At 67.9% G+C, this 24,586-nt stretch carries 24 protein-coding genes; 14 read left to right on the top strand and 10 right to left on the bottom strand.

The features are described from left to right. Positions 1–7: 7 nt before the first annotated feature. Together IJ15_RS0114525 and IJ15_RS0114530 are read left to right on the top strand one after the other, a co-directional pair. Positions 8–589, top strand: coding sequence for a TetR/AcrR family transcriptional regulator (locus IJ15_RS0114525; protein ID WP_231569539.1), 582 nt, complete (start codon positions 8–10; stop codon positions 587–589). A 99-nt stretch (positions 590–688) separates the two neighbouring features. Further along, positions 689–1,456 (top strand): IclR family transcriptional regulator, encoded by a 768-nt coding sequence (locus IJ15_RS0114530; protein WP_031939070.1) that lies wholly within the window; start codon positions 689–691, stop codon positions 1,454–1,456. A gap of 57 nt (positions 1,457–1,513) precedes the next feature. Here the strand turns inward: IJ15_RS0114530 and IJ15_RS0114535 are convergent, their stop codons facing one another. The 3 genes from IJ15_RS0114535 to IJ15_RS0114545 all read right to left on the bottom strand — a co-directional run bounded on the left by IJ15_RS0114535 (position 1,514) and on the right by IJ15_RS0114545 (position 5,979). Next, positions 1,514–2,812 (bottom strand): class I SAM-dependent methyltransferase, encoded by a 1,299-nt coding sequence (locus IJ15_RS0114535; protein ID WP_031939071.1) that lies wholly within the window; start codon positions 2,810–2,812, stop codon positions 1,514–1,516. Then, a complete protein-coding gene (locus tag IJ15_RS0114540; protein WP_031939072.1) occupies positions 2,809–4,239 on the bottom strand; it encodes an FAD-binding oxidoreductase in 1,431 nt (476 codons plus the stop codon). The genes IJ15_RS0114535 and IJ15_RS0114540 overlap by 4 nt, the downstream gene beginning before the upstream one ends. Positions 4,240–4,377: 138 nt before the next feature. Continuing rightward, complete coding sequence (locus tag IJ15_RS0114545) at positions 4,378–5,979, bottom strand: ABC transporter substrate-binding protein (protein WP_031939073.1); 1,602 nt, start codon at positions 5,977–5,979, stop codon at positions 4,378–4,380. 176 nt (positions 5,980–6,155) lie between these two features. Between IJ15_RS0114545 and IJ15_RS0114550 the strand changes: the two genes are divergently transcribed. The 3 genes from IJ15_RS0114550 to recR all read left to right on the top strand — a co-directional run bounded on the left by IJ15_RS0114550 (position 6,156) and on the right by recR (position 7,582). After that, positions 6,156–6,590 carry an SRPBCC family protein gene (locus IJ15_RS0114550; protein ID WP_031939074.1) on the top strand — a complete coding sequence of 145 codons (435 nt, stop codon included), beginning with the start codon at positions 6,156–6,158 and terminating at the stop codon, positions 6,588–6,590. A gap of 74 nt (positions 6,591–6,664) precedes the next feature. Then, positions 6,665–6,964 (top strand): YbaB/EbfC family nucleoid-associated protein, encoded by a 300-nt coding sequence (locus IJ15_RS0114555; RefSeq protein ID WP_231569540.1) that lies wholly within the window; start codon positions 6,665–6,667, stop codon positions 6,962–6,964. A gap of 9 nt (positions 6,965–6,973) precedes the next feature. Next, positions 6,974–7,582, top strand: a complete 609-nt coding sequence (gene recR, locus IJ15_RS0114560; protein ID WP_031939076.1) for a recombination mediator RecR — start codon at positions 6,974–6,976, stop codon at positions 7,580–7,582. 6 nt (positions 7,583–7,588) lie between these two features. Here recR and IJ15_RS0114565 read toward each other — a convergent pair whose 3' ends face one another. Beyond that, positions 7,589–8,524 (bottom strand): LysR family transcriptional regulator, encoded by a 936-nt coding sequence (locus IJ15_RS0114565; RefSeq protein ID WP_031939077.1) that lies wholly within the window; start codon positions 8,522–8,524, stop codon positions 7,589–7,591. Positions 8,525–8,642: 118 nt separating this feature from the next. On the opposite strand from IJ15_RS0114565, the gene IJ15_RS0114570 reads away from it, so the two are divergent. Beyond that, entirely contained in the window at positions 8,643–9,980 is a 1,338-nt protein-coding gene (locus tag IJ15_RS0114570) for an NAD(P)/FAD-dependent oxidoreductase (RefSeq protein WP_031939078.1), read from the top strand. A 62-nt stretch (positions 9,981–10,042) separates the two neighbouring features. Here IJ15_RS0114570 and IJ15_RS0114575 read toward each other — a convergent pair whose 3' ends face one another. After that, the gene (locus IJ15_RS0114575) at positions 10,043–10,897 is read right to left on the bottom strand and encodes a hypothetical protein (protein WP_031939079.1); all 855 of its coding nucleotides are present in this window, start codon (positions 10,895–10,897) and stop codon (positions 10,043–10,045) included. Positions 10,898–10,989: 92 nt separating this feature from the next. Beyond that, positions 10,990–11,988 carry a DMT family transporter gene (locus IJ15_RS0114580; RefSeq protein WP_081880740.1) on the bottom strand — a complete coding sequence of 333 codons (999 nt, stop codon included), beginning with the start codon at positions 11,986–11,988 and terminating at the stop codon, positions 10,990–10,992. Positions 11,989–12,005: 17 nt separating this feature from the next. On the opposite strand from IJ15_RS0114580, the gene IJ15_RS0114585 reads away from it, so the two are divergent. Further along, a complete protein-coding gene (locus IJ15_RS0114585) occupies positions 12,006–12,923 on the top strand; it encodes a LysR family transcriptional regulator (protein ID WP_031939081.1) in 918 nt (305 codons plus the stop codon). Here IJ15_RS0114585 and IJ15_RS0114590 read toward each other — a convergent pair. Both IJ15_RS0114590 and IJ15_RS0114595 read right to left on the bottom strand, forming a co-directional pair. Beyond that, positions 12,902–13,873, bottom strand: a complete 972-nt coding sequence (locus IJ15_RS0114590; RefSeq protein ID WP_031939082.1) for an oxygenase MpaB family protein — start codon at positions 13,871–13,873, stop codon at positions 12,902–12,904. The genes IJ15_RS0114585 and IJ15_RS0114590 overlap by 22 nt on opposite strands. Then, positions 13,843–15,375 carry an aldehyde dehydrogenase family protein gene (locus tag IJ15_RS0114595; RefSeq protein WP_031939083.1) on the bottom strand — a complete coding sequence of 511 codons (1,533 nt, stop codon included), beginning with the start codon at positions 15,373–15,375 and terminating at the stop codon, positions 13,843–13,845. The genes IJ15_RS0114590 and IJ15_RS0114595 overlap by 31 nt, the downstream gene beginning before the upstream one ends. 171 nt (positions 15,376–15,546) lie before the next feature. Here IJ15_RS0114595 and IJ15_RS0114600 point away from each other — a divergent pair, with 171 nt between their 5' ends. The 3 genes from IJ15_RS0114600 to IJ15_RS0114610 are packed head-to-tail and all read left to right on the top strand — an operon-like array spanning position 15,547 to position 18,274. Further along, entirely contained in the window at positions 15,547–16,689 is a 1,143-nt protein-coding gene (locus IJ15_RS0114600) for an acyl-CoA dehydrogenase family protein (protein ID WP_031939084.1), read from the top strand. Positions 16,690–16,698: 9 nt separating this feature from the next. Next, positions 16,699–17,379: a GntR family transcriptional regulator gene (locus tag IJ15_RS0114605; RefSeq protein WP_031939085.1), complete on the top strand. Its 681-nt coding sequence runs from the start codon at positions 16,699–16,701 to the stop codon at positions 17,377–17,379. A gap of 58 nt (positions 17,380–17,437) precedes the next feature. After that, a complete protein-coding gene (locus tag IJ15_RS0114610) occupies positions 17,438–18,274 on the top strand; it encodes an oxygenase MpaB family protein (protein WP_031939086.1) in 837 nt (278 codons plus the stop codon). Positions 18,275–18,290: 16 nt separating this feature from the next. Here IJ15_RS0114610 and IJ15_RS0114615 read toward each other — a convergent pair whose 3' ends face one another. Further along, entirely contained in the window at positions 18,291–18,767 is a 477-nt protein-coding gene (locus IJ15_RS0114615) for a DUF4334 domain-containing protein (protein ID WP_031939087.1), read from the bottom strand. A gap of 85 nt (positions 18,768–18,852) precedes the next feature. After that, the gene (locus IJ15_RS0114620) at positions 18,853–20,112 is read right to left on the bottom strand and encodes a TetR/AcrR family transcriptional regulator (protein ID WP_031939088.1); all 1,260 of its coding nucleotides are present in this window, start codon (positions 20,110–20,112) and stop codon (positions 18,853–18,855) included. 224 nt (positions 20,113–20,336) lie between these two features. Between IJ15_RS0114620 and IJ15_RS0114625 the strand changes: the two genes are divergently transcribed. From IJ15_RS0114625 to IJ15_RS0114640, 4 genes are all read left to right on the top strand, one after another. Beyond that, positions 20,337–21,116, top strand: a complete 780-nt coding sequence (locus tag IJ15_RS0114625; protein WP_031939089.1) for an enoyl-CoA hydratase-related protein — start codon at positions 20,337–20,339, stop codon at positions 21,114–21,116. Between the two features lie 259 nt (positions 21,117–21,375). Beyond that, positions 21,376–22,971 (top strand): fatty-acid--CoA ligase FadD5, encoded by a 1,596-nt coding sequence (gene fadD5, locus IJ15_RS0114630; RefSeq protein ID WP_031939090.1) that lies wholly within the window; start codon positions 21,376–21,378, stop codon positions 22,969–22,971. 57 nt (positions 22,972–23,028) lie between these two features. Beyond that, entirely contained in the window at positions 23,029–23,838 is an 810-nt protein-coding gene (locus tag IJ15_RS0114635; RefSeq protein WP_031939091.1) for an MlaE family ABC transporter permease, read from the top strand. After that, the coding region (locus tag IJ15_RS0114640) for an MlaE family ABC transporter permease (protein ID WP_031939092.1) at positions 23,838–24,586 on the top strand (749 nt) is incomplete at its 3' end. The genes IJ15_RS0114635 and IJ15_RS0114640, both read left to right, overlap by 1 nt.

A 24,586-nucleotide genomic window follows, 5' to 3' on the forward strand; every position in this document is an offset into this window, starting at 1 on the left:
TCAAGGGGTGAATGAAGCGCAGGCGGCCGACAAGGCCTGGGGCAGAGACGAAGTGCGCAGAACCGTGCGGATGGCTGCGCGCAAGTTGCTCGCCGAGAAGGGGCTGTCCTTCAGTATGCGTGAACTCGCCGCCGATGCCGGTGTCAACCTCGGCCTGATCCACAAGCACGTCGGCAACAAGGACGATGTCGTGCGGGCGGTGCTCGCGCGCAGTCACGAGAAGTCGGCGGCGATCGTCGAGTCCGTGGATTCGCTCCCGGAGGCGGTACGCGCGTTGTTCATGGTCGGAGTCGCCGATCCCGAGTACGTGCGGATCGTGGCGTGGCTGAATCTGCACGGTCGTTCGGATCTGATTCCGAACGAGGACATGGACGCACTCGAGGCGGTCACCCGGAGATCGCCGGTTTCCGTCGATGATCGGGTCCGGAAGATGGCCGTGCTCGCCGCGATCTCCGGGTGGTCGCTGTTCGGGAGCGGAATCCTGCAGGCGTCGGAGATACCCGACGACGAACGCGAGCAGTACGAGGCCCGGATCGCGGATCTGCTGGCGGCCATCGTGAAGGGGGTCGGCTCGGGAACGGAGGCCTGACGCCGGGTGCCCGGGCGCGCCAACTATATTACGGGGCGGTGGGTCTCGGTGCCGGGTGGATTCGGCGCCCGACCCGCTCCAGTAGAGAGGACGCGGCCGTTGTCGGATGACCGGGGACAGGCCCCCGCCACGTCGATGCTCGATCGGATCGAGCTGGTGCTCGAGGCGCTCGACGACAACGGCTACCTGACGCTGAGCGAGACTGCGCGGCTCACCGGAATCCCCAGTTCGTCGGCGCATCGACTGCTCGAGCGGATGGTGTCGATGCGCTGGCTCCATCGCGACGGGTCGCGGTACGAGCTGGGGGTTCGCCTGTTCGAACTGGGATCGCGGGCAGTGCGCAACCACTGGTTCCATCGGACGGCGTTGCCGATCCTCCAGGATCTGCACCGGTCCACCGGTATGGTCGTCCACCTCGCGGTCCTCGACGGTGCCGACACGATCTACTGGGAGAAGCTCTCGGGCAGCTTCGGTGCGAACGTCCCGTCCCGCCTGGGCGGACGGTACCCGGCGCACCGCTCGGCGGTCGGGAAGGCGCTGCTCATGAGGTTGCCGCGTGAACACCTCGACCAGCCGACATTCGCGCACCTCGAGGCCGGCGTCGTGGGTGGGCGGAAGGCACTCGAAGCCGAACTGGATCTAGCCCTAGCCGAGGGCATCACCTACGACCGGGGCACGTCGGTTCCGGATCTCGGCTGTCTCGGTGCGTCGATATCGCGGGGCATCCCCAAGCCGGCCGCGATCTCGATCTGTGGTCCGCTCGACCGGATCGTGAACGACCGCAGGATGGCCGAGGCGGTGCAACGTGCGGCCGCGGCGATCGAGCGCGCGGCGCGTCGGGCAGATGCGGCGGCGCGCACCACGTGACGATGCCCGTCGTCCGGGGTCGGACGACGGGCATCGGCGGCATCGATGGGGTGCCGATCAGCCCCGCCACCACGGACGCAGCGGCACGTCCGCCTCGCCGTGGGGGCCCAGCTTGACCGCGAGTACCTGGTGCAGCTGAACGACGTTGCGTTCGAAGCCGAGTCGCGACCCGGCCATGTACAGCCCCCACACTTTCGCGGTGCCTTCGCCGACCTCGGCGACGCACGCGTCCCAGTTCTCGACCAGGTTCCGGCACCAACCGGCGAGGGTCAGCGCGTAGTGCTCGCGCAGATTCTCCTCGTGCCGCACCTCGAGGCCGATGTTCTGGATCTCACTGATGATCCGGCCCGAGCCGGTGAGCTCGCCGTCCGGGAAGATGTACCGGTCGATGAAGTAGCCGGCCTTGGCGCCGCTGCGGTTGCCGGGCCGGGTGATGCAGTGGTTCAGCAGCCTTCCGCCCTCGCGCAGCTTCTCCTTCATGAAGCCGAAGTACGCCGGGTAGTTGTGGACACCGATGTGCTCGGTGAGGCCGATCGACGAGATGGCGTCGAATCCGGTCTCCGGGACGTCCCGGTAGTCCGAGAACCGCACCTCGGCCAGTTCGGACAGGCCCTGCTCGGCAATCGCCTTCTGCGCCCAGTCGGCCTGCTCCCGGGAGAGCGTCGCGCCGATGACCTTGACGCCGCGACGAGCGGCGTAGCGGACCATTCCGCCCCAGCCGCAACCGATGTCGAGCAGGCGATCGCCTTCCTTCAGCCCCAGCTTCTCGAACACCAACCGGTACTTGTTCTCCTGGGCGTCCTCGAGGCTCTGGTCGGCGGACTCGTACGCGGCGCACGTGTACGTCATGGACGGCCCCAGCACGTACTCGTAGAAGGTGTTGGACACGTCGTAGTGGTGATGGATCACCTCGGCATCGCGGGTCTTGGAGTGCCGCAATCCCTCCGCGAACCGTCGCCACCGCGGCAGGTGTTCCTGCGGCGGCGGTGCGATCGGACGCAGGTTGTCCCAGCCGATCGACCGCGTGATGGCGGCCAGTTCCTTCGCCGACGGGCGATGGAAGTGGATGTCGGTCATCGCCTTCAGGATCTCGTACGGGTCACCGGGGTGCACGCCGATCGCCTCGAGGTCGCCGGAGACGTAGGCTCGAGCCATCCCGAGATCGCCCGGTGCGGTCGCCAGGTAGGTGGTGCCGCGGGTCGAGTTGAGGTGCAGGCCGTACGACGCATCCTCCGGGCCGGTCGCGCTGCCGTCGTAGGCAGTGAAACGCAGAGGGATCCGGCCGTCGGACACGGTATCGACAATCTCCGCGATCGTGAGCTTCTGCGGATCGGATGTTGTTCTGAGCGTCGTCACTTTCGTTGCACCGCCTTCGAATAGAGGTCGAGGAAACGCGAATCGGGGTCGTATCGCTTCTTGATCTGGGTGTAGTGGTCGCCGCCGTACATCAGCGCGAAGTCGTCCTCGTCGTAGAACGACTCGGAGTACAGGGATTTGTGGCCGTCGAGTTCGCTGACCTTCTTCTCGATCAGGCGGTTCGCCGCACCGAGGGGTGCACCGGGAACGATCGGCACCGACGACCAGAACCCGATGTTGACGTACGTGCGGTGCGGCTCGAGGGGGTACAGGGGCCACGGGCGGTGAGTATCCAGCGAGGGATGCGCCGGCTCTCGAAGGCGCAACGGGCACAGCCACAGCGGTTCGATCGGAATCTCGTCGAGGAACCAGCGGAGGAAGTCCGTGCAGTGCTCGATGGGTACCTCGACGTCCTGCACGACGCGTTCCCGTGGCGGCAGACCCTTGCGGGCCTCGAGTCGGTCGCCGATGTCGTACTTCTGGTCGAGGCCGATGAGCTTCCAGTAGAAGCTGCTGCGGCGGTAGCGCTTCGGCCAGAATCGCCGGATCTTCGGATTCTGGGTACCGAACGCGCGGGAGCACCAGAACCAGTCGGTGTCCCAGCGCCACAGGTAGTCGTGGATGGTGAGCCGGTCGGTCTTGGGGTGATTGACCGACTCGTGCTGGATGGACCGGTAGTAGATGTCCATGTCGGTGTAGTCGCTCACCGGCCCGGGCTCGTCGGTCTGCACGCCCAGTGTCAGGTAGGCCTCGGTCGGGGTGAAGACGGTGCCGTCGAGATAGTCGACGTCGATGCCGTTCCAGGTCCGTTCGGTGACGATGCGGGCCATCGTGGACTCGAGCTGCTCCAGGTCCGTGAAGCGCAGGTGTCGCAGCGCGACGAACGGCTTCACCGGCTCGAGTTCGATGCGGATGCGTGTCGAATAGCCGAGGGTTCCATACGAGTTGGGGAAGGATCGGAACAGATCGGAGTGCTCGTTGTCGGGCGTCGCGGTGACGATGTCGCCGCTGCCGGTGAGGATGTCGATCTCGAGCACGGACTCGTGCGGAAGGCCGTTGCGGAACGACGTGGACTCGATGCCGAGGCCGGTGACCGCGCCGCCTAGGGTGATGGTCTTCAACTGCGGCACCACGAACGGTGCGAGCCCGTAGGGGAGTGTCGCGGCCACCAGGTTCTCGTACGTGCACATGCCCTGGACGTCGGCCGTGCGGGCGATGGGATCCACCGAGACGACGGCGCCGAGTCCGGACACGTCCAGTCCGGGGGCGCTGCTCTTCGCTCGAGCCCGGAACAGGTTGGACGTCTTCTTCGCCAGGCGCACGTTGGCGTCCGGAGGGATCGCCCGGTAGCTGGCCAGCAGGCGCTGGACTCCCGCACGATGCGCGGCAAGCCCGATTTCGCGGATACCACTCTTGGAGTCGACCACGCCCTGACGCTATCGCTAGTCGGGTCGGTCGGCTATCGATATCCCGGCCAGTCGGATATTTTTAGCTATGCTAATAAACGCCGACGCCCCGGCACGCGGGTGCGTGCCGGGGCGTCGGGGACTGTCGTCAGGCCGGTGTCACGGGGTGACCCACGCCCCGTCGAACAGCATGATGTTGTCCACGCTGCGCTTGACGCCGTGGATGTTGTTGTCCCACGCGATGAAGATCTTGGTCGGACCCCACACCGCGTACGGGGCAGTCTCGTTGGCGCGAGCCTGGACCTTGGCGATCGCGTCCTTCTTGGCATCGTCGGTGGTCGCGGTCTTCACGTCGACGAGGAGCGCGTCCATCTGCGGATCGGCGAAGCCGGCCGCGTTGTTGCGCGAGTCGCTGCCCAGGCCGCCGTACAGGCGCAGGTAGGGCGACTCGTCCATGAAGGCGTATGCCGAGCGCGTCATGTCGAAGTCGTTCTCGACGTACAGCTTGCGGACGAGGTCCGTCACGCTGTTGACGTAGTCGATCTTCACGTCGAAGCCGATCGAGTTCAGCGACGCCTGTGTGGCGAGCGCGGCTGCCTCGGCGCTCTTCTCGCTGTTCGTGAGGTAGGTCAGCTTGCCGTTGTAGCCGTCAGCCTTGGCCTCGTCGAGCAACTGCTTGGCCTTCTCCGGGTCGAACTGCACACCCTCGGCGCCGGAGTACCAGCGCGAGCTCTCCGGGACGAGCGCCGAGTCGGCGATTCCGAGCCCCTCGTTGCTGCGGGCGTTGATCGCCTCCGGGTCGACGCCCAGCACGATCGCCTGACGCACCCGCAGGTCGGCGCCCGGCCGGCCCTCACGATTGTTGATCATGCCGAGCGCGCCGAGCCCCTGCACCGAGAGCCAACCGCTGTAGTCGGCGGCGAGGGTGTCCTTGATCGCGGCCTCGTCACGGAAGACGAACGCCATGTTCAGCTGGCCCGCCTGCAGCGACTCGAACTGGCCGCGAGCACCGTTCGTCGGGACGAAGCGCACCTTGTCGAGGTTCGGACGGCCGTTCCAGTAGTCCTCGCGCGCGGTGAGCAGGAGCTCCTCGTTCGGCGCGAACCGGGTGAGCGTGAACGGACCGGCGCCGATCGGCGTGAACTTGCCGTCGACCTCGGAGGCCTTGGAGACGATCATGCCCGGCCCCATCCCCAGGAGCACCGGGAAACGGTCCCACGGCGTGTTCAGCGTGAACGTCACCGTCTTGGGGTCGGGGGTCTCGATCGAGGTCACCGAGTTGGCCCACACCTGGGCGACGTCGGCCTTGGCGGCGACGAAACGGTCGATGCTCCACTTGACGGCCTCGGCGTCGAGGGGGCTGCCGTCGCTGAACGTGACACCGTCGCGCAACTTCAGCGTGAACTGGGTGTACTCGGCGTTGTTCTCCACCGACTCGGCGAGCTGCGGCACGAAGTCGCCGGTCTCGGAGTCGGCGCGCAGCAGAGTGTCGTAGAGCGCCGCCATCTCGGTGCCGCCGGTGGAACCTGCGGCCTGAGTCTTGGTCGGGTCGAGCGAGTTGGGGAAGGAGTACGACCCGAACGTCACCGCGCCGCCGCGGACGGGGTCGCCCGGGTCGGCGGAGACGTTGACCGGGCCGATGTCGACGGACGCGCCGTCACCCGACTCGCTGTTGGCGGTTGCACACCCGCCGACGAGCAGGGCTGCGGCAGCGCCGAGTGCCGCGAGTCGGATGCCCGACCGGTACCAAGTGTTCTTCAAGGCTCACCTCATTGTTTCGTCGTGCTTCACGGCGCACAGTAAGAAGCCTCCTTACTTCGATGTGATGCAAGTCCCAGTGAGTGGAAACTCGTGCTGTCGGTCACTCGAGCAGCGGTGGCTGTGCGTCCGTCGACCCGGCAGGATGAAGGAAACTCTCGAGCAAGGAGGCCCATCCCGTGGCACAGGTCAGCGCCAGCAGTTCGATCACCGTCACCGCCACCCCCGAGCAGACGCTCGCCGCGCTCGCGGACTACGAGACGGTCCGCCCGCGGATCCTGCCCCCGCAGTACCGGGACTACGAGGTCGTCGAGGGCGGACAGGGCGACGGGACCGTCGCGAAGTGGACGCTGCAGGCCACCGAGAGCCGCTCCCGCAACGTCAAGGCGTCGGTGACCGTCTCGGGGAACACCGTCACCGAGCGTGACGCGAACTCGTCGATGGTCACGACCTGGGAGGTCGCGTCGGCGGGGGCCGGTTCGACGATCACCACGACGACGCAGTGGAAGGGCGCCGGCGGCATCGGCGGCTTCTTCGAGCGCACCTTCGCCCCGCTCGGCCTGCGCAAGATCCAGGAGAAGACCCTCTCGAACCTGGCGCGCGAACTGGGCTGACGCCCCGGACGGACTACGCTGGCGACGCGACTTCAGAAAGGACCATTCAGGTGCAACCAGGTGGACAGCCCGACATGCAGCAGCTCATCGCTCAGGCGCAGCAGATGCAGCAGCAGTTGATGGCCGCGCAGGCGGAAATGGCACAGGCCGAGGTGACCGGTCAGGCCGGTGGCGGTCTGGTGACCGCGACGGTCAAGGGCACCGGTGAGGTCGTCGGCCTCGCGATCGACCCCAAGGTCGTCGACCCCGAGGACGTCGAGACGCTGCAGGACCTCGTGATCGGTGCGATCGCCGACGCGTCGAACAAGGCGCAGGAGATCGCGGCCAGCAAGCTCGGTCCGCTGGCCGGCGGTCTGCCCGGACTCCCCTTCTAGAGGCGCGCCTTGTACGAAGGTCCCGTCCAGGACTTGATCGACGAGCTGGGCAAGCTGCCCGGCATCGGGCCCAAGAGCGCCCAGCGCATCGCGTTCCACCTGCTGACGGTCGAGCCGCCGGAGATCGACCGGTTGCAGGCCGTGCTGCAGAAGGTGCGTGACGGCGTCCAGTTCTGCGTCGTGTGCGGCACCGTCTCCGAAGAGGAGAAGTGCCGCATCTGCTCCGACCCGCGGAGAGACCGGACGATGGTGTGCGTCGTCGAGGAGCCCAAGGACGTGCAGGCGATCGAGCGCACCCGCGAGTTCCGGGGGCGCTACCACGTTCTCGGTGGCGCGCTCGACCCGCTCAGCGGCATCGGCCCGGACCAACTGCGGATCCGGGAGTTGTTGACCCGCATCGGCAATCAGGAGGACGGCGTCGACGTCGCCGAGGTGATCATCGCGACCGACCCCAACACCGAGGGCGAGGCGACGGCGACGTACCTGGTGCGGATGCTGCGGGACTTCCCGGGCCTGACGGTGTCCCGGCTCGCGTCGGGGCTGCCGATGGGTGGCGATCTCGAATTCGCCGACGAGCTCACGCTCGGCCGCGCCCTGTCGGGGCGCCGCACGCTGTAGTCCCGGCTACCGGGGCTGCGCTGTGCCCCCGAGTCCGGGACCCGGACTCGGGGGCACACTGCTCTGTCCGGTCACCGTCATCCGCAGTGACTCGACCAGGTCCGTCAGGCCGGGACCCGTGCCTGCGCCGGTGCGAACGATCCCGTTGACGGGCACACGTAGGCGGTTGCGGGCTTCGCGCATGACGCACAGTCCGGTGCGGGGCGCCTCGGCGACGGTGCTCGCGTACAGCACCGTCCACGCCCGGGGATTGGTGATGACGTCGAGGATCGCGGTGTGATCACGCGCGATCGGCGGCCCCAGTTGCACCCGCCGGCCGACCTCCCGGAACGCGTCCTCGACGACCGTGTGGATCAGGATCTGGCTCGACCGCGGGGGCAGCAACAAGGGATAGGGGGCGAGTTCCCCCAGTTCGACGGTCGAGAACGCGGACACCGGATGCTGGCTCGACGTCGCGATCATCAGGTCCTCGACGCCCAGTTCCAGCGTCTCGAGGCCGGGGCGGTCGACCTCCCCGCGGATCAGTGCGATGTCGGCGTCCCCCGACGACACCGCGTCGATGCGGTCGGTGAAATTCTTGATCACGAACTCGATGTCCAGATCCGGGTGGCGCCGGCGGACGCGGGCGATGGCGTCGAGGCTCTGCGGCGCGAAACTCATGCTCGCGGTGATTCGGATCCGGTCGCGCGGTCCCTTCGCGACGGCGAGGGCTTTGGTCTCGAGGCTGAGCACTTCCTGCGCGATCGGTACGAGCCGGGTTCCGGCGGGGCTCAGGCGCACGACGCGGGTCGACCGTTCGAACAGCGGCGCGCCGAGTTCCTGCTCGAGTTTGGTGATCTGGTGGCTGATGGCGGACTGTGAGATGAAGCAGCGCTCGGCCGCACGGCTGAAACTCAGTTCCTCACTGACCGCGAGGAAGTAGCGCAGCTGACGGAAGTCCATGACGCCATACTACTTATGAGCAATCCAGATAACTGTTTTCCGAATATCCCTGATTACTGGCGTAAACGTCGTTAGCGCTCCTACGGTGTTCCTCATACATCTCGATGAGGAGGTACCCGTGAGCGAAGTAGCAGTCGACCGGACCGAAGTAGTGATCGTTGGTTCCGGATTCGGTGCCCTCGCCACGGCGAAGAAGCTGGCCAAGGCCGGTAAGCCGTTCGTTCTGATCTCGGAGACCACCGAGCATCTGTTCCAGCCTCTGCTCTACCAGGTGGCGACGGGTGTCCTCGCGGCCGGTGAGATCGCCCCGTCGATCCGCGCGATCCTCGCGAAGTACCCCAACGCCGACGTCCGCCTCGGCCGCGTCGTCGACGTGCACCCGGACCAGAAGGAACTCGTCTACGAGGCCGCCGGCCAGCGGCACACGCTCGGCTACGACTCGCTCGTCGCCGCGACCGGTGCCCGGCAGTCGTACTTCGGCCGCGACGAGTTCGCGAAGGTCACCTTCGCCCTCAAGACCGTCGACGACGCCGAGCGTCTGCGCGCCCAGATCGTGCGTTGCTTCGAGGAAGCACACACCACCAGCGACGCCGAACGCCGCAAGAACCTGCTCAGCTTCATCGTGATCGGCGCCGGAGCCACCGGCATCGAGCTGGCCGGCCAGATCAAGGAACTCGCGGGCCGCTACTTCGAGCAGTCGATCCGCGGCATCACCGCCGACGACGTCACCGTCACGCTCGTCGAGGGCGCCGGTGTCGCGATGCCCGCGTACGGCGGCAAGCTCAGCGAATACATGAAGGACTCGCTCGAGAAGTCGGGTGTCGAGGTAGTCCTCAACACCCTCGTCACCGACATCGACGAGCACGGCGCCACCTTCAAGGCCCACGGCAGCGAGACCGGGGAGCGTCGCACCGCCGAGACCATCGTCTGGTCGGCGGGCGTGCAGGCCAACGACTTCGCGGGCGTGCTCGCCGAGCGCACCGGCTGCGACACCGACCGGGCCGGGCGTCTGCTCGTCAACCCCGATCTCACCGTCGGCGGCCGCGCCGACATCTTCGCGGTCGGTGACATGACGTCGCTGAACAACCTGCCCGGCCAGTCGCCCGTCGCGATGCAGGGCGGCCGGCACGTCGCCGCCACCATCCTCGGCAAGACCAAGCGCGGGACCCCGTTCAAGTTCCGCGACAAGGGTTCGATGGCGATCGTCAACCGTTTCTCCGCCGTCACCAAGGTGAAGAGCATCGAGCTCACCGGCTTCATCGCGTGGGTGGTGTGGCTCGCGGTGCACATGGTGTACCTCGTCGGCTTCCGCAACCGCTACGTCGCGGTGATGTCGTGGTTCGGTTCGTTCCTCGGCCACCGTCGCCCGCACTTCTACTACGCGCAGGAGATCGGGCCGATCGAAGCGCCCGACGTGCGGATGTCCGACGACGAACCCGTCCAGGCCGCCGCCTGATCCATCGACTGCGGGCGGTTACTGCACCATCGGCTGAGAGCCGGGCGCAGTAACCGCCCTCGTCATACCCGGGCACCTGCCGCACGCAGCTTCTCTCGGACGCGGCGGACCAACTCCCCGGGGCGGTCGTAGAGGAGCGCCGAGTCGACCTTCACGATCGTCCACCCCAGTTCCTCGAGGCGGGCAGCGCGCTCGATGTCCCATGCGCGTTGCCGCCGGTCGGTCCAGTGATGGGCGCCGTCGTACTCGACCAGGAGTCGCCACCGCTGCCAGCCCAGGTCGGAGCGGGCGAACTCCCGGCCGCCCCGTTCGTGCACGATCTGGGTCTCCGGCCACGGCAGCCCGGCGTCCACGAGCACCAGGCGGGTGTGCGTCTCCGGGGGCGACTCGGCGCCGGGGTCCACGAGCGGTAGCCGATCCAGCAGTTGCCGCCTGCCCGGGGTGTGCGGGTGGCACTTGGCGACCACTGCGATGTCCTCGCCCGAGACTCCGGTCGTGCGGCGCAGGTCGTCGAGCGCGGCGACGGCGTCGCGACGTGGCAGCCGTCGTCCCAGGTCGAAGGCGGTTCGCGCGGCCGTCGCGACCCGCATCCCGTCGATCGTGCAGACTTCGTCGGGCCGTAGCGCGCAGTTGTGGACGAGCATCCCCGGCGGTGAACGCCGATGACCGGGACGGATCACCTCGGCGGGAGTGTGGGCGTCCACCCACTTCGCGCCGTGCAGCGCGGCCGCCGACCAGCCGGTGAGGACGGCGTCCGGCCCCGCGAACAGCCATGCGGCGCGGGCCCGGATCGTTGGGGTGACCACGGTGTGGCGCGGCACGTAGACGTCGCGGAATACGCGGGTGAAGTCGTGGCGCAGACGGTGGACGGTCATGGTGCCGGCGGTGACGGCGTCGGATCCCCGGAACGGTTGCATGAGTGCAGGATCGGCGAGGAATCACTCCCGTGGAGTGGCCGACCGCGATCTGTGGACAACCGATTTCGTCATCCACAGATCGCCGAGGGCGGTTACTGCACCATCGCCCGAGAGTCGTCCGCAGCAACAGCCCGCGTCGGGGCGGTGGGCGGTCGGGACGCGACGAACCAGGCGGTCGCGACGACGGTCGCGCAGCCGACGAGTTGCAGGGCCGTGGGGCGTTCGCCGAGCGCGACGATCGCGGCGGCGACGGCGAGGACGGGTTGCAGGAGCAGCAGCGTGGCGCCGACCTCCGGGGCCAGACGGGGGAGCGAGCGGCCGAGGAGGATCCAGCCCACGAACTGGGCCGAGAGGGCAAGGGCCGCAAGCCAGCCGAACGACGCCCAGCCGGGTGTCAGGTCGATCGGACCCCACCACGATCCCAGGGCCGATCCGGCCACACCGGCCGCCGCGGTCGACACCAGGACCTGGGTGGCCGCGGTGTCGGCGGATCCGCGGCCGCCGACGATGAAGATGTACACCGCGTACGCGACACCCGACAAAAGCGCCAGGAAGGTTCCCCACCACAGGTCCGGGCCCGCCGCTGCGCCGCTGCCGATGCCTCCGGTCAACGCGATGCCCGCGAACAGGACCGGCACCGCGCAGACGAAGCGCACCGGAATCTTGGTCCGGAAGACCAGGAACGACAGCAGCGGAACGACGACCACCTGGACGTTGACGAGAACCGTCGAGATCCCGGCGCCGATGAGCATGATCGCCTGCGACCACAGCGCGAAGTCGACGCCGAGCATCACGCCGGCGACGACGTAGCGCCCCGCGTCCCCGCGGGTGATGCGGTTGCCGCGCCGGTGCTCGAACCACGCGAGCAGGCCCAGCGGCGGCAGCGCGAGCAGGCACCGGTAGAACACCGATGTCGCGGGGGAGACGTCGGCCAGGCGGATGAACACCGCCGTCAGGGAGATCGCGAGGGCGCCGGAGACTGCGAGGAGGCGGGGATCGGCCACACGGGCACGGCGGAACTCGGTGATCTGCACTTGATCAATAGTGGGATCTACCAGCGGAAACGGCAAGTAAGAAATAGCTCTTACCATTCGGTAGTGTTTCTACCGTGTTGAACCTCGATCGAGTACGTGCGCTGTGCGTCGTCGCGCAGGCCGGATCGGTGGCGGCGGCCGCCCGCATCCTGCACGTGACGCCCTCGGGGGTGTCCCAGCAGCTCGCCAAGCTCGAACGCGAGGTGGGTGCGGCACTGCTCGAGCCGGCGGGCCGGGGTATTCGGCTGACCCCGGCCGGCGAACTTCTCGCCCGCCGCGGCGACCAGTTGCTGTCCCACGCCTCCGGGATCGAGGCCGAGATCGCGGCGATGCGCAGTGAGGTCGTCGGCCCGATCCGGTTCGGTGCGTTCGTCACCGCCTCACGGGTGGTGCTGCCGGGTGCGGTGAACTCCCTGCTGTCCCGGTACCCCGTCCACGTCACGGTGACCGAGGCCGAAACCGAGGTGACGCTCGAGTCCGTCGCCCGGGGCCGTATCGACATCGGTGTCGTCGACAGTTGGGAGTCCGCGCCCGTCGAGATCCCGACGACGCTGGAAACGCGACTGATTCACCGGGACACCGCCGACGTCGCCCTTCCCACGGATCATCCGTTCGCGGAGAGCGCCGTGGTTCCGTTGGCCGCACTGTCGGACATGCGGTGGGTGGCGTGGGGTGCGGGGACCGACTTCCACGCGTGGCTGGTGCGGACGCTGCGGCGGCAGGGGTTCGAGCCCCGGGTGGACTTCGAGGCCTCCGACATCTCGACGCATCTCGCCTTCGCCGCCGCCGGGCTCGCGGCGGCGCTGGTGCCCCGACTGGCGGTGGATCGACCGCCGGACGGGGTGAGGCTGGTGCCCACCGAGCCCCGCCTGCACCGTGACATCTACGCGGTGTGGCGGGCCGACACCGCCGGGCCCGCGGTGCGCGCCGGGGTCGATGCCGTGGAAGCTGCGTTCGGGGGCAGGAGAATTCAGGGCTCGTACGACACGTGATCCTGTGCAACGCCCAGATCCCGCGGGCAGTAGCCCGCCGGGTATCCGGGGTAGGTGCGGTTGTGTGGGTCGCGCGCCGACACCGACGCCCGACGCTTCGGGAGCAGTCGCACCACCGCGGACCGGGAGCGCAGCCCGGCCTCGGCGGCGGCCCGCACCCGGGGCGAGCCCTTGGGGAACCCGAACGCGACGGACATGCGGTCGTCGATCAATGCGTAGACGGCCGCCGCGACGGGGCGGGCCAGGGCCTTCGGGTACCACGACTGGAACAGACCGAGCGTGTAGGTGCCGATCCGGTGGTTGTCCGCGCTGTAGACGAAGTGGTCGCGCTCGTAGTCCATCTTGAAGCGCTGGAAGTCCTGGTACGACTCGGGAATATCCTTGATTCCCATCCGAATTCCCACTTGACGGTAGAAGTGGAACGACGCCAGCCGCTCGTGTGGATGCATCCTGCGCCAGCCGTACCGGTCGATCCAGTCGATCGGGTCGTACACGAACGTCGACAGCACGTACAGCATGTCGTCGTTCGAGATCGCGTAGCGGCCGTGCATGCGGTTGATGTTCCGCAGAGACTCCCGGCCGCGCGGCGAATCGTAGCCGTGCTCGACGAGTTCGGCCATCAGCAGCGCGGTGTCGTCGTACCGCTTCTGTGGACGTTTCTCGAACTCGCCCGTGCGGGAAAGTAGTTCCGAGATCGTCGGAACGCAGTACGTGCGGAACAGGGCGAACTCGAGGGAACGTTGGTAGTCCCACGGGAATTCGTAGCCGGCGGTGATCCGCAGGATGTCCTGGTGCCGGGTTGCCGGGTCCAGTCGCTCGATCGTCTCGACCCATCCCTGCCGGCCCCGACCGGGCCGGGGGGCGCGGTCGGGTGGCGGGAAGGTGCCGGCGCGGCGTGAGGGGGTGAGGGTCATCGTGGTCACCGGCCGTGCCGGGCCTTGAGCATCCATGCGGAGATCTTCATGTCCCGCGCGGATCGCTCGAGGGTCATCAGATTCAGTGGGGCCGAGAATTTCTGGACGGTGACGGCCTTGGGTCGGCTGAACTCTCGGAGGCCGTCGGCGCCGTGGATGCGGCCGAACCCGGACTCGCCGATGCCGCCGAAGGGCAGCGACGGGATGCCCGCGAACCCGAGCACCGAGTTCACCGACACCATCCCGGTACGTAGCCGATCCGCGATGTCCTTGCCCCGGGCGCGGTTTGCGGTGAAGACCGAGGCTCCGAGGCCGTAGGACGTGGCGTTGGCGCGCTCGATGCCCTCCTCGAGATCGCGCACCTTGTTGACCACGACGGTGGGCCCGAACGTCTCCTCGCAGACGGCGGACGAGGACTCGGGGACGTCGGTGAGGATCACCGGATCGACGAATCGTTCGTGCACGGAGTCGATTCCGCCGATCACGGCGCGGGCGCCCTTGCCAAGGGCGTCGGCGATGTGGCCGCGTACGACATCGACCTGGCGGGGCAGGGTCATCGGGCCGTAGGTGTCGGCGTCCGTGCCCCCCGGCCGGACCCGCTCGACGGCGGCGGTGAACTTGTCGAGGAACTGCCGGTACACCGGTTCGGCGACGTAGATACGTTCGACGCCCGCGCAGGTCTGGCCGGCATTGCCGAACGCGCCGAAGGCGGCGAACTCGACGGCCTTGTCCAGGTCGGCATCCTCGGCGACCAGCATCGCGTCCTTGCCGCCGCACTCGGCGACCAGAGGGGTCAACGTCTCCGCGCACACCGCCATGACCTTGCGCGCCGTCGGCCCCGATCCGGTGAACGCGATCTTGTCGGCTCCGGCACGGCACAGGTCTGCGCCCGTGGCGCCGAGTCCCGTGATCACCTGCAGCACGGGCTGGGTCGGGGCGAGCGAGTTCCATTTGGCCTCGAGCCACTTGCCGACACCCGGGGTGAGCTCGCTGGGCTTGAACACGATGGCGTTGCCGGCGGCGAGGGCATACGAGATCGAGCCCATCGGTGTGTAGACGGGGTAGTTCCAGGGACCGATGACCCCGACCACGCCCATCGGCTTGTAGCCCAGGGTCGCCGACTGGTTGGCGCTGACCAGTCCGGACGGCACACGCCGCGGCTTGAGGACCTTCTTGGCGTTGCGGGCGGCCCAGTCGAGATGTTCGACCGCGAGCATGACCTCGAGCAGGGCGTCGTCGTGCGGCTTGCCGGTCTCGGCCGACATCACCCGCGCCAGGTCGTCGGCGTCCGAGGCGATGGCCTTCTTGAACTCGAGGAGCCAGTCTCGGCGTCCGCGGAAGCCCTGAGCGTCCCACCAGCGGGCGGCGCCGCGGGCCCGTTCGACGGCGGCCGACACGTCGGATGCGGTCGCGATCGGGTAGTCGGCGAGGACGGCGCCGGTGCGGGGGTCGAGGCTCGCGAAGGTGGTGTCGCCGTCGGGGGTCGGTGAGGTGGACAAGCCGGGTGCCGCGTCGCTCGAAGACAGTTCTCGGGTCATGTCGGGCTTCCTCCATGGGACCGCATCAAATATATTTGATGTGATTTACTGTGGTGACGCTCACACTATTCGGCCCGGCGGATGTGGACAACCCCCACGAGCGGTGGCTGGCGCCGGTCCCGGCCCTCACGAAGACAGGCTCTCGATTCCTCGCAGGCAGGAGCACCTTCCATGACGATCGACTTCACCTCCGAACAGCGGGACTTCGCGCAGGCGGTGGCCGCCTTCTTCCGCAAGGAGTGCGGCACGCGGGAGCAGCGCGACGCCCTCACCGGTCGCGGCGAGCACCACCACAACGAGGGCCTCTACCTGAAGATGGCGGCGCTGGGCTGGCTGGGGATCACGGTGCCCGAGGAGTACGGCGGCTCGGCGGGAACGGCCGTCGACATGTGCATCCTGCTCGAGCAGGCCGCGCGCGGCATGGCGCCGATCGGGGGTATCGGACCGACCCTCATCACCGGCGCGGCGTACGAGAAGTTCGGCACCGACGCGCAGAAGGAGGCGGTGCTCGGCGGCATCGTCCGCGGGGCGTCCGAGTCGATCTCGATGTCCGAGCCCGAGGCGGGCTCCGACGTCGGCAATCTCAGTTGCAGGGCCGAGAAGGTCTCCGACGGTTGGCTGATCAACGGTCAGAAGACGTGGTGCTCGAGCGCGCACTTCGCCGAGAACATCCTGCTGGTGGCCCGCACCGATCGCAGCGGGTCCAAGCACGAGGGCCTCACGATGTTCCATCTACCGACCGACACACCCGGGCTGAAGATCAGCGGCATCGACACCATGGGTGGCAAGGAGGTCAACGACCTCTACCTCACCGACGTCCTGCTCCCCGACGACGCGGTGGTGGGCGAGGTGGGCCGCGGGTGGACCCAGCTGATGACCGGTCTCAACATCGAACGGCTGATCCTGGGCGCCATGATGCTGGGGACGGCGCAGCGGGCGTTCGACGACGCACTCGAATTCGTCACGCAGCGAAAGCAGTTCGGCCGGCCGGTGGGGACCTTCCAGGCGATTCGGCACCGCATCGCCGATCTCGCCACCGAGATCGAGTGCACCCGACTGCTGGTGTACAGCACGGCGCGACTGATCGACGACAACCCGACGAAGATGTTCCCCCGGGAGGCGTCGATGGTGAAGCTCAAGGCCACCGAGACCGCGAAGAAGGTGGCGCTCGAAGGCATGCAGATGATGGGAGGCTACGGATACGCCACCGAGTTCGACATGGAGGGCCACGTTCGCAAGGCGCTCGTGTCGTCGATCTACGGTGGCACCAACGAGATTCAGCGCGACATCATCGGCAAGACGTACGGGCTGTAGGAGCCGGTCGTGGGTACCCCGGTACGGCCCGCGCGTCCGCTGCGTCGGACGCAACTGTCGGACGACGTGGCATCGCACCTGCGGGACGCCGTGATGTCGGGGCGATTACGGCCCGGTGAGTTCGTCCGGCTCGACGAGACCGCGGCCGAGCTCGGCGTGAGCGTCACTCCGGTGCGCGAGGCACTGCTGACCCTGCGTGGTGAGGGCATGGTCGAGTCGGTGCCCAACCGGGGGTATGTCGTCTCGCGGCTCGCTCGCGAGGACGTGCACGACATCTTCTGGTTGCAGGGGCAGATCACGGTGGAGTTGGCGGTGCGTGCATCCGGATCCGCGACCGACGCGGACCTGATCCGGCTCGTGACACTCAACGACGTCCTGCGGGACGCGGCCGCGGTCGCCGACCCGGACCGGATCGCGGACGCCGAGTACGAGTTCCATCGCGAGCTGTGCCGCATCGCGGGCGGGCCGAAGCTGGCGTGGTTCCTGCTCAACGCGGCCCGGTACACGCCGTATCGGCTGTACGCTGCGGATCCGGATTGGAGCGCGTTAGCGGTGCGGTCCCACACGAGTCTGATCGAGGCGATCCGCGCGCACGATCGGTCCGCGGTGGTTCGGCACACCCGTGTCCAGTTCGACGATGCGGCAGCGCGATTGGTCGCGCACCTGGAACGGGCCGGGATCTGGGCCTGACCGGACGATCGAGTCGACCGTCCCGGCGAGCGACTCATCTGGAGAGGAAGACCGAACGATGTCCATCGAGACCGCGATTCATCCGGGCGGGACACCGCCGACGGACCCGCCGTCCGGCGCGGTCGATCTGGCCGATTTCGTCGGGGAGTCGATGCTGCTGATCGGGGCGGGGGCGACGGTCCTGCTGCAACTGGCCCTGCCGGGTGTCGGACGGGGGGTCGCCGAGCACAGCACCACCCTCGACCGGCCGCTGGACCGCCTGCGCACCACGATGACGTACGTGTACGCCGTCACGCTCGGCACGCCGGAGGAGAAGCGGGCGGTGGTGCGACTGGTGAACCGGGTACACGTGCCGGTGCGGTCGGAGCGCTACAACGCGTTCGACCCGGAACTGCAGCTGTGGGTCGCGGCGACGCTGTACCGCAACGGCTTCGACATGTACACGCGGTTCTTCGGTGCGTTGTCGGATGCCGACGCGGAACGCCTGTACCGGCAGTCGGCGGTGTACGGCACCGCACTGCAGGTCAAGGAGGACATGTGGCCGGCCACCCGCGCCGAGTTCGACGCCTACTGGGACCGGATGATCGAGGCAGCCGAGGTGGACGGCCAGGTGCGCGCGTACGTGCGGCGTCTGCTCTCCGGCGGGAAGGCGCCGCTGCCGGTGCGGCTCGCGATGCCGCTGCAGCGCTTCTTCACGATCGGTCTGCTGCCGCCCCGGATCCGCGACCAGTTCGAGTTGCCCTGGAGCCCGCGCGATCAGCGTCGCTTCGACCGGCTCATGGCGGTCCTGCCCGTGGTCTACCGACGGCTGCCACGGCCGGTGCGTCAGGTAACCGCCACGTTCTACCTGCGGGACATGCGGCGACGTCTCGCCACGCACCGCCATCTCATCTGACCGATCTCGTGTGTGGTCAGAGTGCGACGTCCCGTTCGAGTCCGAACCAGAAGTGCTCACCGCCGTCGAAGACGAGTTTGCCCTTGCCGTTCATGACGCCGACGACGGTGTCGTCGTCCACTTTCTTGAAATGGTCGAACACCGGCATGCCGTCGTAGACCATCGTCGCGGTGACCTCACCGCGGAAGAGCACCTCCCACAGGCTCGCCTCGCCGTGCCCGGTCCCGATGTCGGAGAACAGTTGTCCGTCGTCGCCGCGGCACAGCAGTGGCTGGACGTCGGATTCGCTCGCGAACGCCTTTCCGTACCAGTGGGTCTGCTCGAGGAGGCCGCTGGTCCGGTGTCCGGTGTCGAACGCGAAACCACGCCAGCGGTATCCGACGAGGTCGGCGATCCGGCACGGCTCGAGGCGCGTCCACAGTGCGTCGAGTTCCCGCGGATCGATCCGGTCGGTGCGGGCGCGCAGCGCCTCGATGTCGTCGTGCACGCTCATGGTCGACCTCCGATGTCGTCGGGCGTGAATGTGGGTACTGCCTTGATCGCCTCGCCGGACCGCGCCGTTGCCGTCGCCGAGATACTCACGCGGCTCCCGTCTCGCCGAGCAGTGTCGCGAGCATGAGCGTGCGGACGCGCGCCTCGTTGGCCGCGGTCGACTCGAACCGCATCACCCGCCCGACGTCCAGCGCCAGGCTCAGTGCCGCGTGGACGAGGAACCGGCACTCGATCGCGGACAGTTCGGTGCGGGACTCGCGGAGCAGGAGCGCCCACTCCTCGACGTTGAGCCGCTGGGCATTGCACAGTTCGCTGCGCTGCGCGGCCGGCAGACTGCCGATCTCGGCGAAGTACACGCACATCAGTTCGGATTGCGCGAATGACAGGCGCACATAGACGTCCACCAGCGACTCCAGCGCCTGCCGCGGCGTGGCGGAGGTGCCCAGTGCCGTGCTCACGGCCACCGCGAGGCGGTCCGCTGCACGGTGGAACGCCGCGGCCAGCAGGTCCGCCTTGCTCGCGAAGTGGCGGTACACGCCGGACGCGTTGATGCCCGCGGCGTGACCGATCTCCTCGATGCTCACCTCGTGGTAGCCGTGGGCGTGGAACAGTGGAACGGCCTCGTTCAGAAGCACTTCCCTCTTGTTGGACAATGGGATTCCCGTGACCGCGACAACCTCCGGCGACGGCTCCTCGGCGGGGAGTTCGGTTGCGGCGACCGTCCGGCAGGCATCCAGGAGCAGGCGTTCCATCCGCTTCTGCGGAAGCGCCGAGCGGTGGACGGTGATGCTCCCGATGACACTGAGCACGGCGACACAGATCAGGAGATTGTCCCGCCGGTCGAGACCCGGGCGGACCTCGTCGAGCGTCGCGCCGATTCGCCGGTTGACGATCACGATGGCATCGCGGATGCCCTCGCGGTCGTGCGGTTCGAGGTAGCGGCTCTCCCAACGGTAGAGGCCGGCAGTACGCCGGTTGGCGATCGTGGTGCGGACGGCGGCGAGAATCTGCTGGTCGAGACGCCGGGACGGGTTCGGTGCGATCACATTCGGGTCGTCCACCACGGCGTCCTCGAGCGCGGTCGCGAGTCCGGTCGCGGCGTGCAGGAACAGTGCGTACTTGTTGGGGAAGTGGCGGTAGAGCGCCGGGCCGGAAATTCCTACCGTCGAAGCGATCTCGTCGATGCTGACACCGTGGTAGCCGCGCTCGCTGAAGGCCTCGGCAGCCACCGCGGCGATCTGGGCCTTCCGATTCTTCGGCCTGCGCCGGGGCTCGGCGGGGGGCGGGTGCTGTACGTCGATCCGAACGCGTCCCCCGCGAGTTCCAGCCTTCGTTCGTTCCGCCACCGAACCTCCTCACGCGGGGACTGGTGGGCGACAGCATACTTCACGGGGGAGTCGCGGCAGCCCGGGTTCGGGAACTGTATTGCCGGGCCCGTCAGGATGATTCGTCGGTGCGAGAGGGGTTGACAAACACGCCGAACGTCGCGAAAGTTAGCGCCAATTCTTGCGCCACCCCGGTTCGATCCGCCTGGCCGGATGCTTCCGGATGATCGAGGAAGGGATCGGGAATGACCACTCCGACGGGCAGCGGCCTGCGGCGGGAACTGCGGGATTCGGTCCTGGAACTGACCATCGCGCGGCCCGAGCGGATGAATGCTGTCGACATGCCCACGATGCGCGATCTCGGGGCCGCCGTCCGTGCGGCCGGAAGCGATCCGGGGGTGCGGTCGATCCTGATCACGGGGTCGGGTCGGGCGTTCTGCACGGGGGCGGATCTAGCTGCCGCCGTGGCCGATCCGGCCGATCCCACGATCGTCATGGATGTCGCCAACGAGGCGATCCGTGCCATCGTCGAGGTTCCGGTTCCGGTCGTCGCGGCCGTCAACGGGCCGGCCGCGGGGGTCGGGGTCTCGATCGCGCTCGCCGCCGACCTCACCTACGCTGCGGACGGTGCATACTTCCTGCTCCCGTTCGTCGGGATCGGACTGATGCCGGACGGCGGAGCGAGCGTGCTGGTTCCTGCCGCGATCGGCCGGGCGAAGGCCGCCGAAATGGCGTTGCTCGGTGAGCGGGTACCCGCGGCGGATGCCGACCGGTTGGGCCTGGTGTCGCGCACGCTGCCGGACGACGAACTCGTCGCGCACGCCCGCGGTGTCGCGGCCCGGCTCGCAGCAGGGCCGCGCCGTGCGCTCGAGCTCACCAAACGGGCACTGGCGGCGGGCACCCTGGCCGCGTTGGATGCGGCACTCGAACGGGAGAAGGTCGGTCAGGCAGAGCTTCTCGCATCCGGCGACTTCGCCGAGGGGGCGGCTGCGATGTTGCAGAAGCGACCTCCTCGGTTTCCGTGACGGTGGAATCTGCGTCTACTTCCCGTCCTCGGAAACGGGGCGTCGACCGAGCTGATCGTCGCGCCGACAAGTGCTGGTTGCGGGCCAGTTCCCGACGCCGTGCCCGTGCGGTCGCGGACGTCGGCGCGGGGCGGCCCCTACCGAGAATCTCGACTAACAAACTGCTCCCCGAAAACCCTCACGACATGTAATCTGCATCACATCGAACCACGGGTCCGGTCGAGTCGGGAGGACCCGCCACGCACGAGAGGAACCCTCGATGGTCACTTCCGCTGCTGTGCCCGCCGCCGCGCTCGAGGCGCAACGGTCTCGCCGCACCAACTGGAACAACCAGGTTGCGCGGCACGCCCGCATGATCCCGGACCGCGAAGCGTTGCGCTTCCAGGGCACCTCGATCACGTGGTCCTCGTTGCACGATCGGGTCGAACGCGTCGCGAACGCGCTGTCACGCCGCGGCGTCGGGTTCGGGGACCGGGTCCTGATTCTCATGCTCAATCGTCCCGAGTACCTCGAGGCGGTACTCGCCACCAATGCGCTCGGCGCGATCGCGGTGCCCGTGAACTTCCGCATGACGGTTCCCGAGGTCGCATATCTGGTGCGGGACAGCGGCGCACGCGCCGTGGTCACCGACACGACACTGGCACCGCTCGCCGCCGCGGTCCGGGCCGAGACCGGTGCACTCGAACTGGTTGTCACCGTCGGCGCCGGCTCCGAGGGCGACGTCCTCGGGTACGAGGACCTCGTGGCCGAGGGCGGAGAACATCGTGCAGCGCTGGATGTTCCGGACGACACGCCGGCGCTCATCATGTACACGTCGGGCACCACGGGACGTCCCAAGGGGGCAGTGCTCACGCACAGCAACATGGAGGCGCAGGCCCTCACGTGCATTCGTGCCTTCCAGTTGAACCGCTCCGACGACATCGGATTCTGTGCCTCCCCGATGTTCCACATCGCGGCGCTGGGATCGATGGCCCCGAGTCTGATGCTGGGCCTGACCACCGTGATCTACCCGGTCGGTGCGTTCGATCCGAACACCCTGCTCGACGTCCTCGAGGAGGAGCAGGTCACCACACTGTTCCTGGTGCCGGTCCAGTGGCAGGCCGTGTGCGCGGTACAGCAGGCGCAGCCGCGAAAGTTGAAGCTACGCGGCATTTCATGGGGCGCGGCCCCCGCTTCGGACACGGTGCTCCGGGCGATGGCGGAGACCTTCCCGGACGCGTCGAACGTCGCGGTGTTCGGGCAGACTGAGATGTCGCCGATCACCTGTGTGCTCGACGGTGAGGACGCCCTCCGCAAGCTGGGCTCGGTGGGGCGGGTGATCCCGACCGTCCAGGCCCGGGTGGTGGACGACGACATGAACGACGTCGCCCCCGGTGCGGTCGGGGAGATCGTCTACCGCGGCCCGACGATGATGCTCGAGTACTGGCAGAACCCGGCGGCCACGGCGGATGCGTTCCACGGTGGATGGTTCCACTCGGGAGACCTGGTACGCATGGACGACGAGGGCTTCGTCTACGTCGTCGATCGCAAGAAGGACATGATCATCTCCGGCGGAGAGAACATCTACTGCGCCGAGGTGGAGAACGCACTGTTCGCGCATCCGAAGATCCTCGAGGCAGCCGTGATCGGGCGGCCGGACTCCGAGTGGGGCGAGATTCCCGTCGCGGTGGTCGCTCTCCGGCCGGACGCGGGCGAAAGTCTCACCCTCGCAGACCTGCAGCCGTTCCTCGACGAGCAGTTGGCGCGCTACAAGCATCCGAAGGACATCGTGTTCGTGGAAGCGCTGCCGCGCAACGCGAGCGGCAAGGTCGTCAAGGGTGACCTGCGAGGTGGGACGGCCGTCGTGCAGGGCTGACCGCGCAGGGGGCCGTAGGGGTCTCGCGTTCGACACGGAACTGGGGAGGGCCGGCGGATGAGCTACGAGTTGCCCACCGCGAAGGGGCCGATGCAGGACGTCGCGCTCCAGAGCGGGTACCTCATCGGCTTCTCCGTGCAGGCTCTCGTCGCACTGGTGCGGACGGTGGTGCGGGGGAGGCTGTCGCTCGGTGAGACGGTGAGCCAGACGCTGTTCATCGGCCGGGTGAGCACCGGTCCGTCTCTGCTGCTGATGATTCCGATCGGTGTCTTCGTCGCAGTGTCGGTCGGTGAACTGGCGGGGCGGATCGGTGCCGGCGGCTACTCCGGTGCGGTGGTGGCGTTCATCATCGTGGGGCAGGCATCGGCGCTGGTGTGTGCGTTGATGATGGCGGGGGTCGCGGGGTCGGCGATCTGTACCGACTTGGGCTCGAGGAAGATTCGCGAAGAGATCGACGCGCTGGAAGTCATGGGAATCGACGTGCTCGAGCGGCTCGTCGCGCCCCGACTGGTCGCGGCCGTCGTGGTATCGCTCGCACTGTGCGCGATGGTCACCTTCGGCGGCGTGATGGCCTGCTACCTCTACCACATCTACGTCCAGCACCTGCCGGCCGGAACATTCATGGCGACCTTCAGTCAGTACGGTCGCATGTCGGACTTCGTGATGGCGCTGGTGAAGGCCGCGGTCTTCGCACTCACCTCGACGCTCGTGGCGACGTTCAAGGGACTGCACGCCAAGGGCGGGCCCCGGGGAGTGGCCGACGCCGTCAACGAGGCCGTGGTGATCGCATTCGCACTCGTGTTCATCGTGAACACCGCGCTGTCGGCGCTGTACACGGTGATCGTCCCGGCGGTGGGGGCGTACTGATGGTCGGTTTCGACACGAGGGTGCGATTACGCCGGGCGGCCCGCCCGGTAGTCGCCGTGCTCGACGGTGTCGCTGACGTGGGCCGCCACGTCACGTTCTTCTCTCGTACCGTCGTGTCGCTGCCGTACGCGGCGACGCGGTACCGCAAGCACGTCCTGGCCCAGATCAGCGAGGTCAGTTTCGGCACCAACTCGGTGCTTGCGGGCGGCGGAACCATCGGCATCGTGTTCGCGATGTCCCTCGCCGCGGCGATGATGCTCGGCGTCGAGACCCATCGTGGGCTCGAACTCATCGGGATGACAACGCTTTCCGGAATGCTGTCGGCCATCGCCAACACCCGCGAACTGGCGCCGGTGGTGGTCGCGATCGCTCTGGCGGCGAAGGTGGGGACGGGATTCACCGCGCAGTTGGGAGCGATGCGGATCTCCGACGAGATCGATGCTCTCGACTCGATGGCGGTCCGGTCGATCCCGTTCCTGGCCGGCACCCGGGTCCTGGCCGCGATGGTGTGTGTCCTGCCGATCTTCATGATCGGTCTGCTCGCCAGCTACCTGTCGACCCGACTGGTGATCGTGTTCTGGGGCGGGGCCTCGGCGGGTACGTACGACTACTTCTTCCATCTGGCGTTGTCACCGACCGATCTCGTGTACTCGGCGATCAAGGCCATCGTGTTCGCGGGCGTCGTCGCCCTCGTGCACTGTTCGTACGGCTACTTCGCTTCGGGTGGTCCGGCGGGGGTGGGTCAGGC

The organism is Prescottella defluvii (assembly GCF_000738775.1).
Classification (GTDB): Bacteria; Actinomycetota; Actinomycetes; order Mycobacteriales; family Mycobacteriaceae; genus Prescottella; species Prescottella defluvii.

Coding starts and splice junctions, on each gene's coding strand:
- IJ15_RS0114565 (WP_031939077.1), bottom strand. CDS start 8,524: ATGGACTTCCGTCAGCTGCGCTACTTCCTCGCGGTCAGTGAGGAACTG.
- IJ15_RS0114575 (WP_031939079.1), bottom strand. CDS start 10,897: ATGCAACCGTTCCGGGGATCCGACGCCGTCACCGCCGGCACCATGACC.
- IJ15_RS0114595 (WP_031939083.1), bottom strand. CDS start 15,375: ATGACCCGAGAACTGTCTTCGAGCGACGCGGCACCCGGCTTGTCCACC.
- IJ15_RS0114555 (WP_231569540.1), top strand. CDS start 6,665: ATGCAGCAGCTCATCGCTCAGGCGCAGCAGATGCAGCAGCAGTTGATG.
- IJ15_RS0114615 (WP_031939087.1), bottom strand. CDS start 18,767: ATGAGCGTGCACGACGACATCGAGGCGCTGCGCGCCCGCACCGACCGG.
- fadD5 (WP_031939090.1), top strand. CDS start 21,376: ATGGTCACTTCCGCTGCTGTGCCCGCCGCCGCGCTCGAGGCGCAACGG.
- IJ15_RS0114625 (WP_031939089.1), top strand. CDS start 20,337: ATGACCACTCCGACGGGCAGCGGCCTGCGGCGGGAACTGCGGGATTCG.
- IJ15_RS0114635 (WP_031939091.1), top strand. CDS start 23,029: ATGAGCTACGAGTTGCCCACCGCGAAGGGGCCGATGCAGGACGTCGCG.
- IJ15_RS0114600 (WP_031939084.1), top strand. CDS start 15,547: ATGACGATCGACTTCACCTCCGAACAGCGGGACTTCGCGCAGGCGGTG.
- IJ15_RS0114580 (WP_081880740.1), bottom strand. CDS start 11,988: ATGGTAAGAGCTATTTCTTACTTGCCGTTTCCGCTGGTAGATCCCACT.
- IJ15_RS0114610 (WP_031939086.1), top strand. CDS start 17,438: ATGTCCATCGAGACCGCGATTCATCCGGGCGGGACACCGCCGACGGAC.
- IJ15_RS0114590 (WP_031939082.1), bottom strand. CDS start 13,873: ATGGATGCTCAAGGCCCGGCACGGCCGGTGACCACGATGACCCTCACC.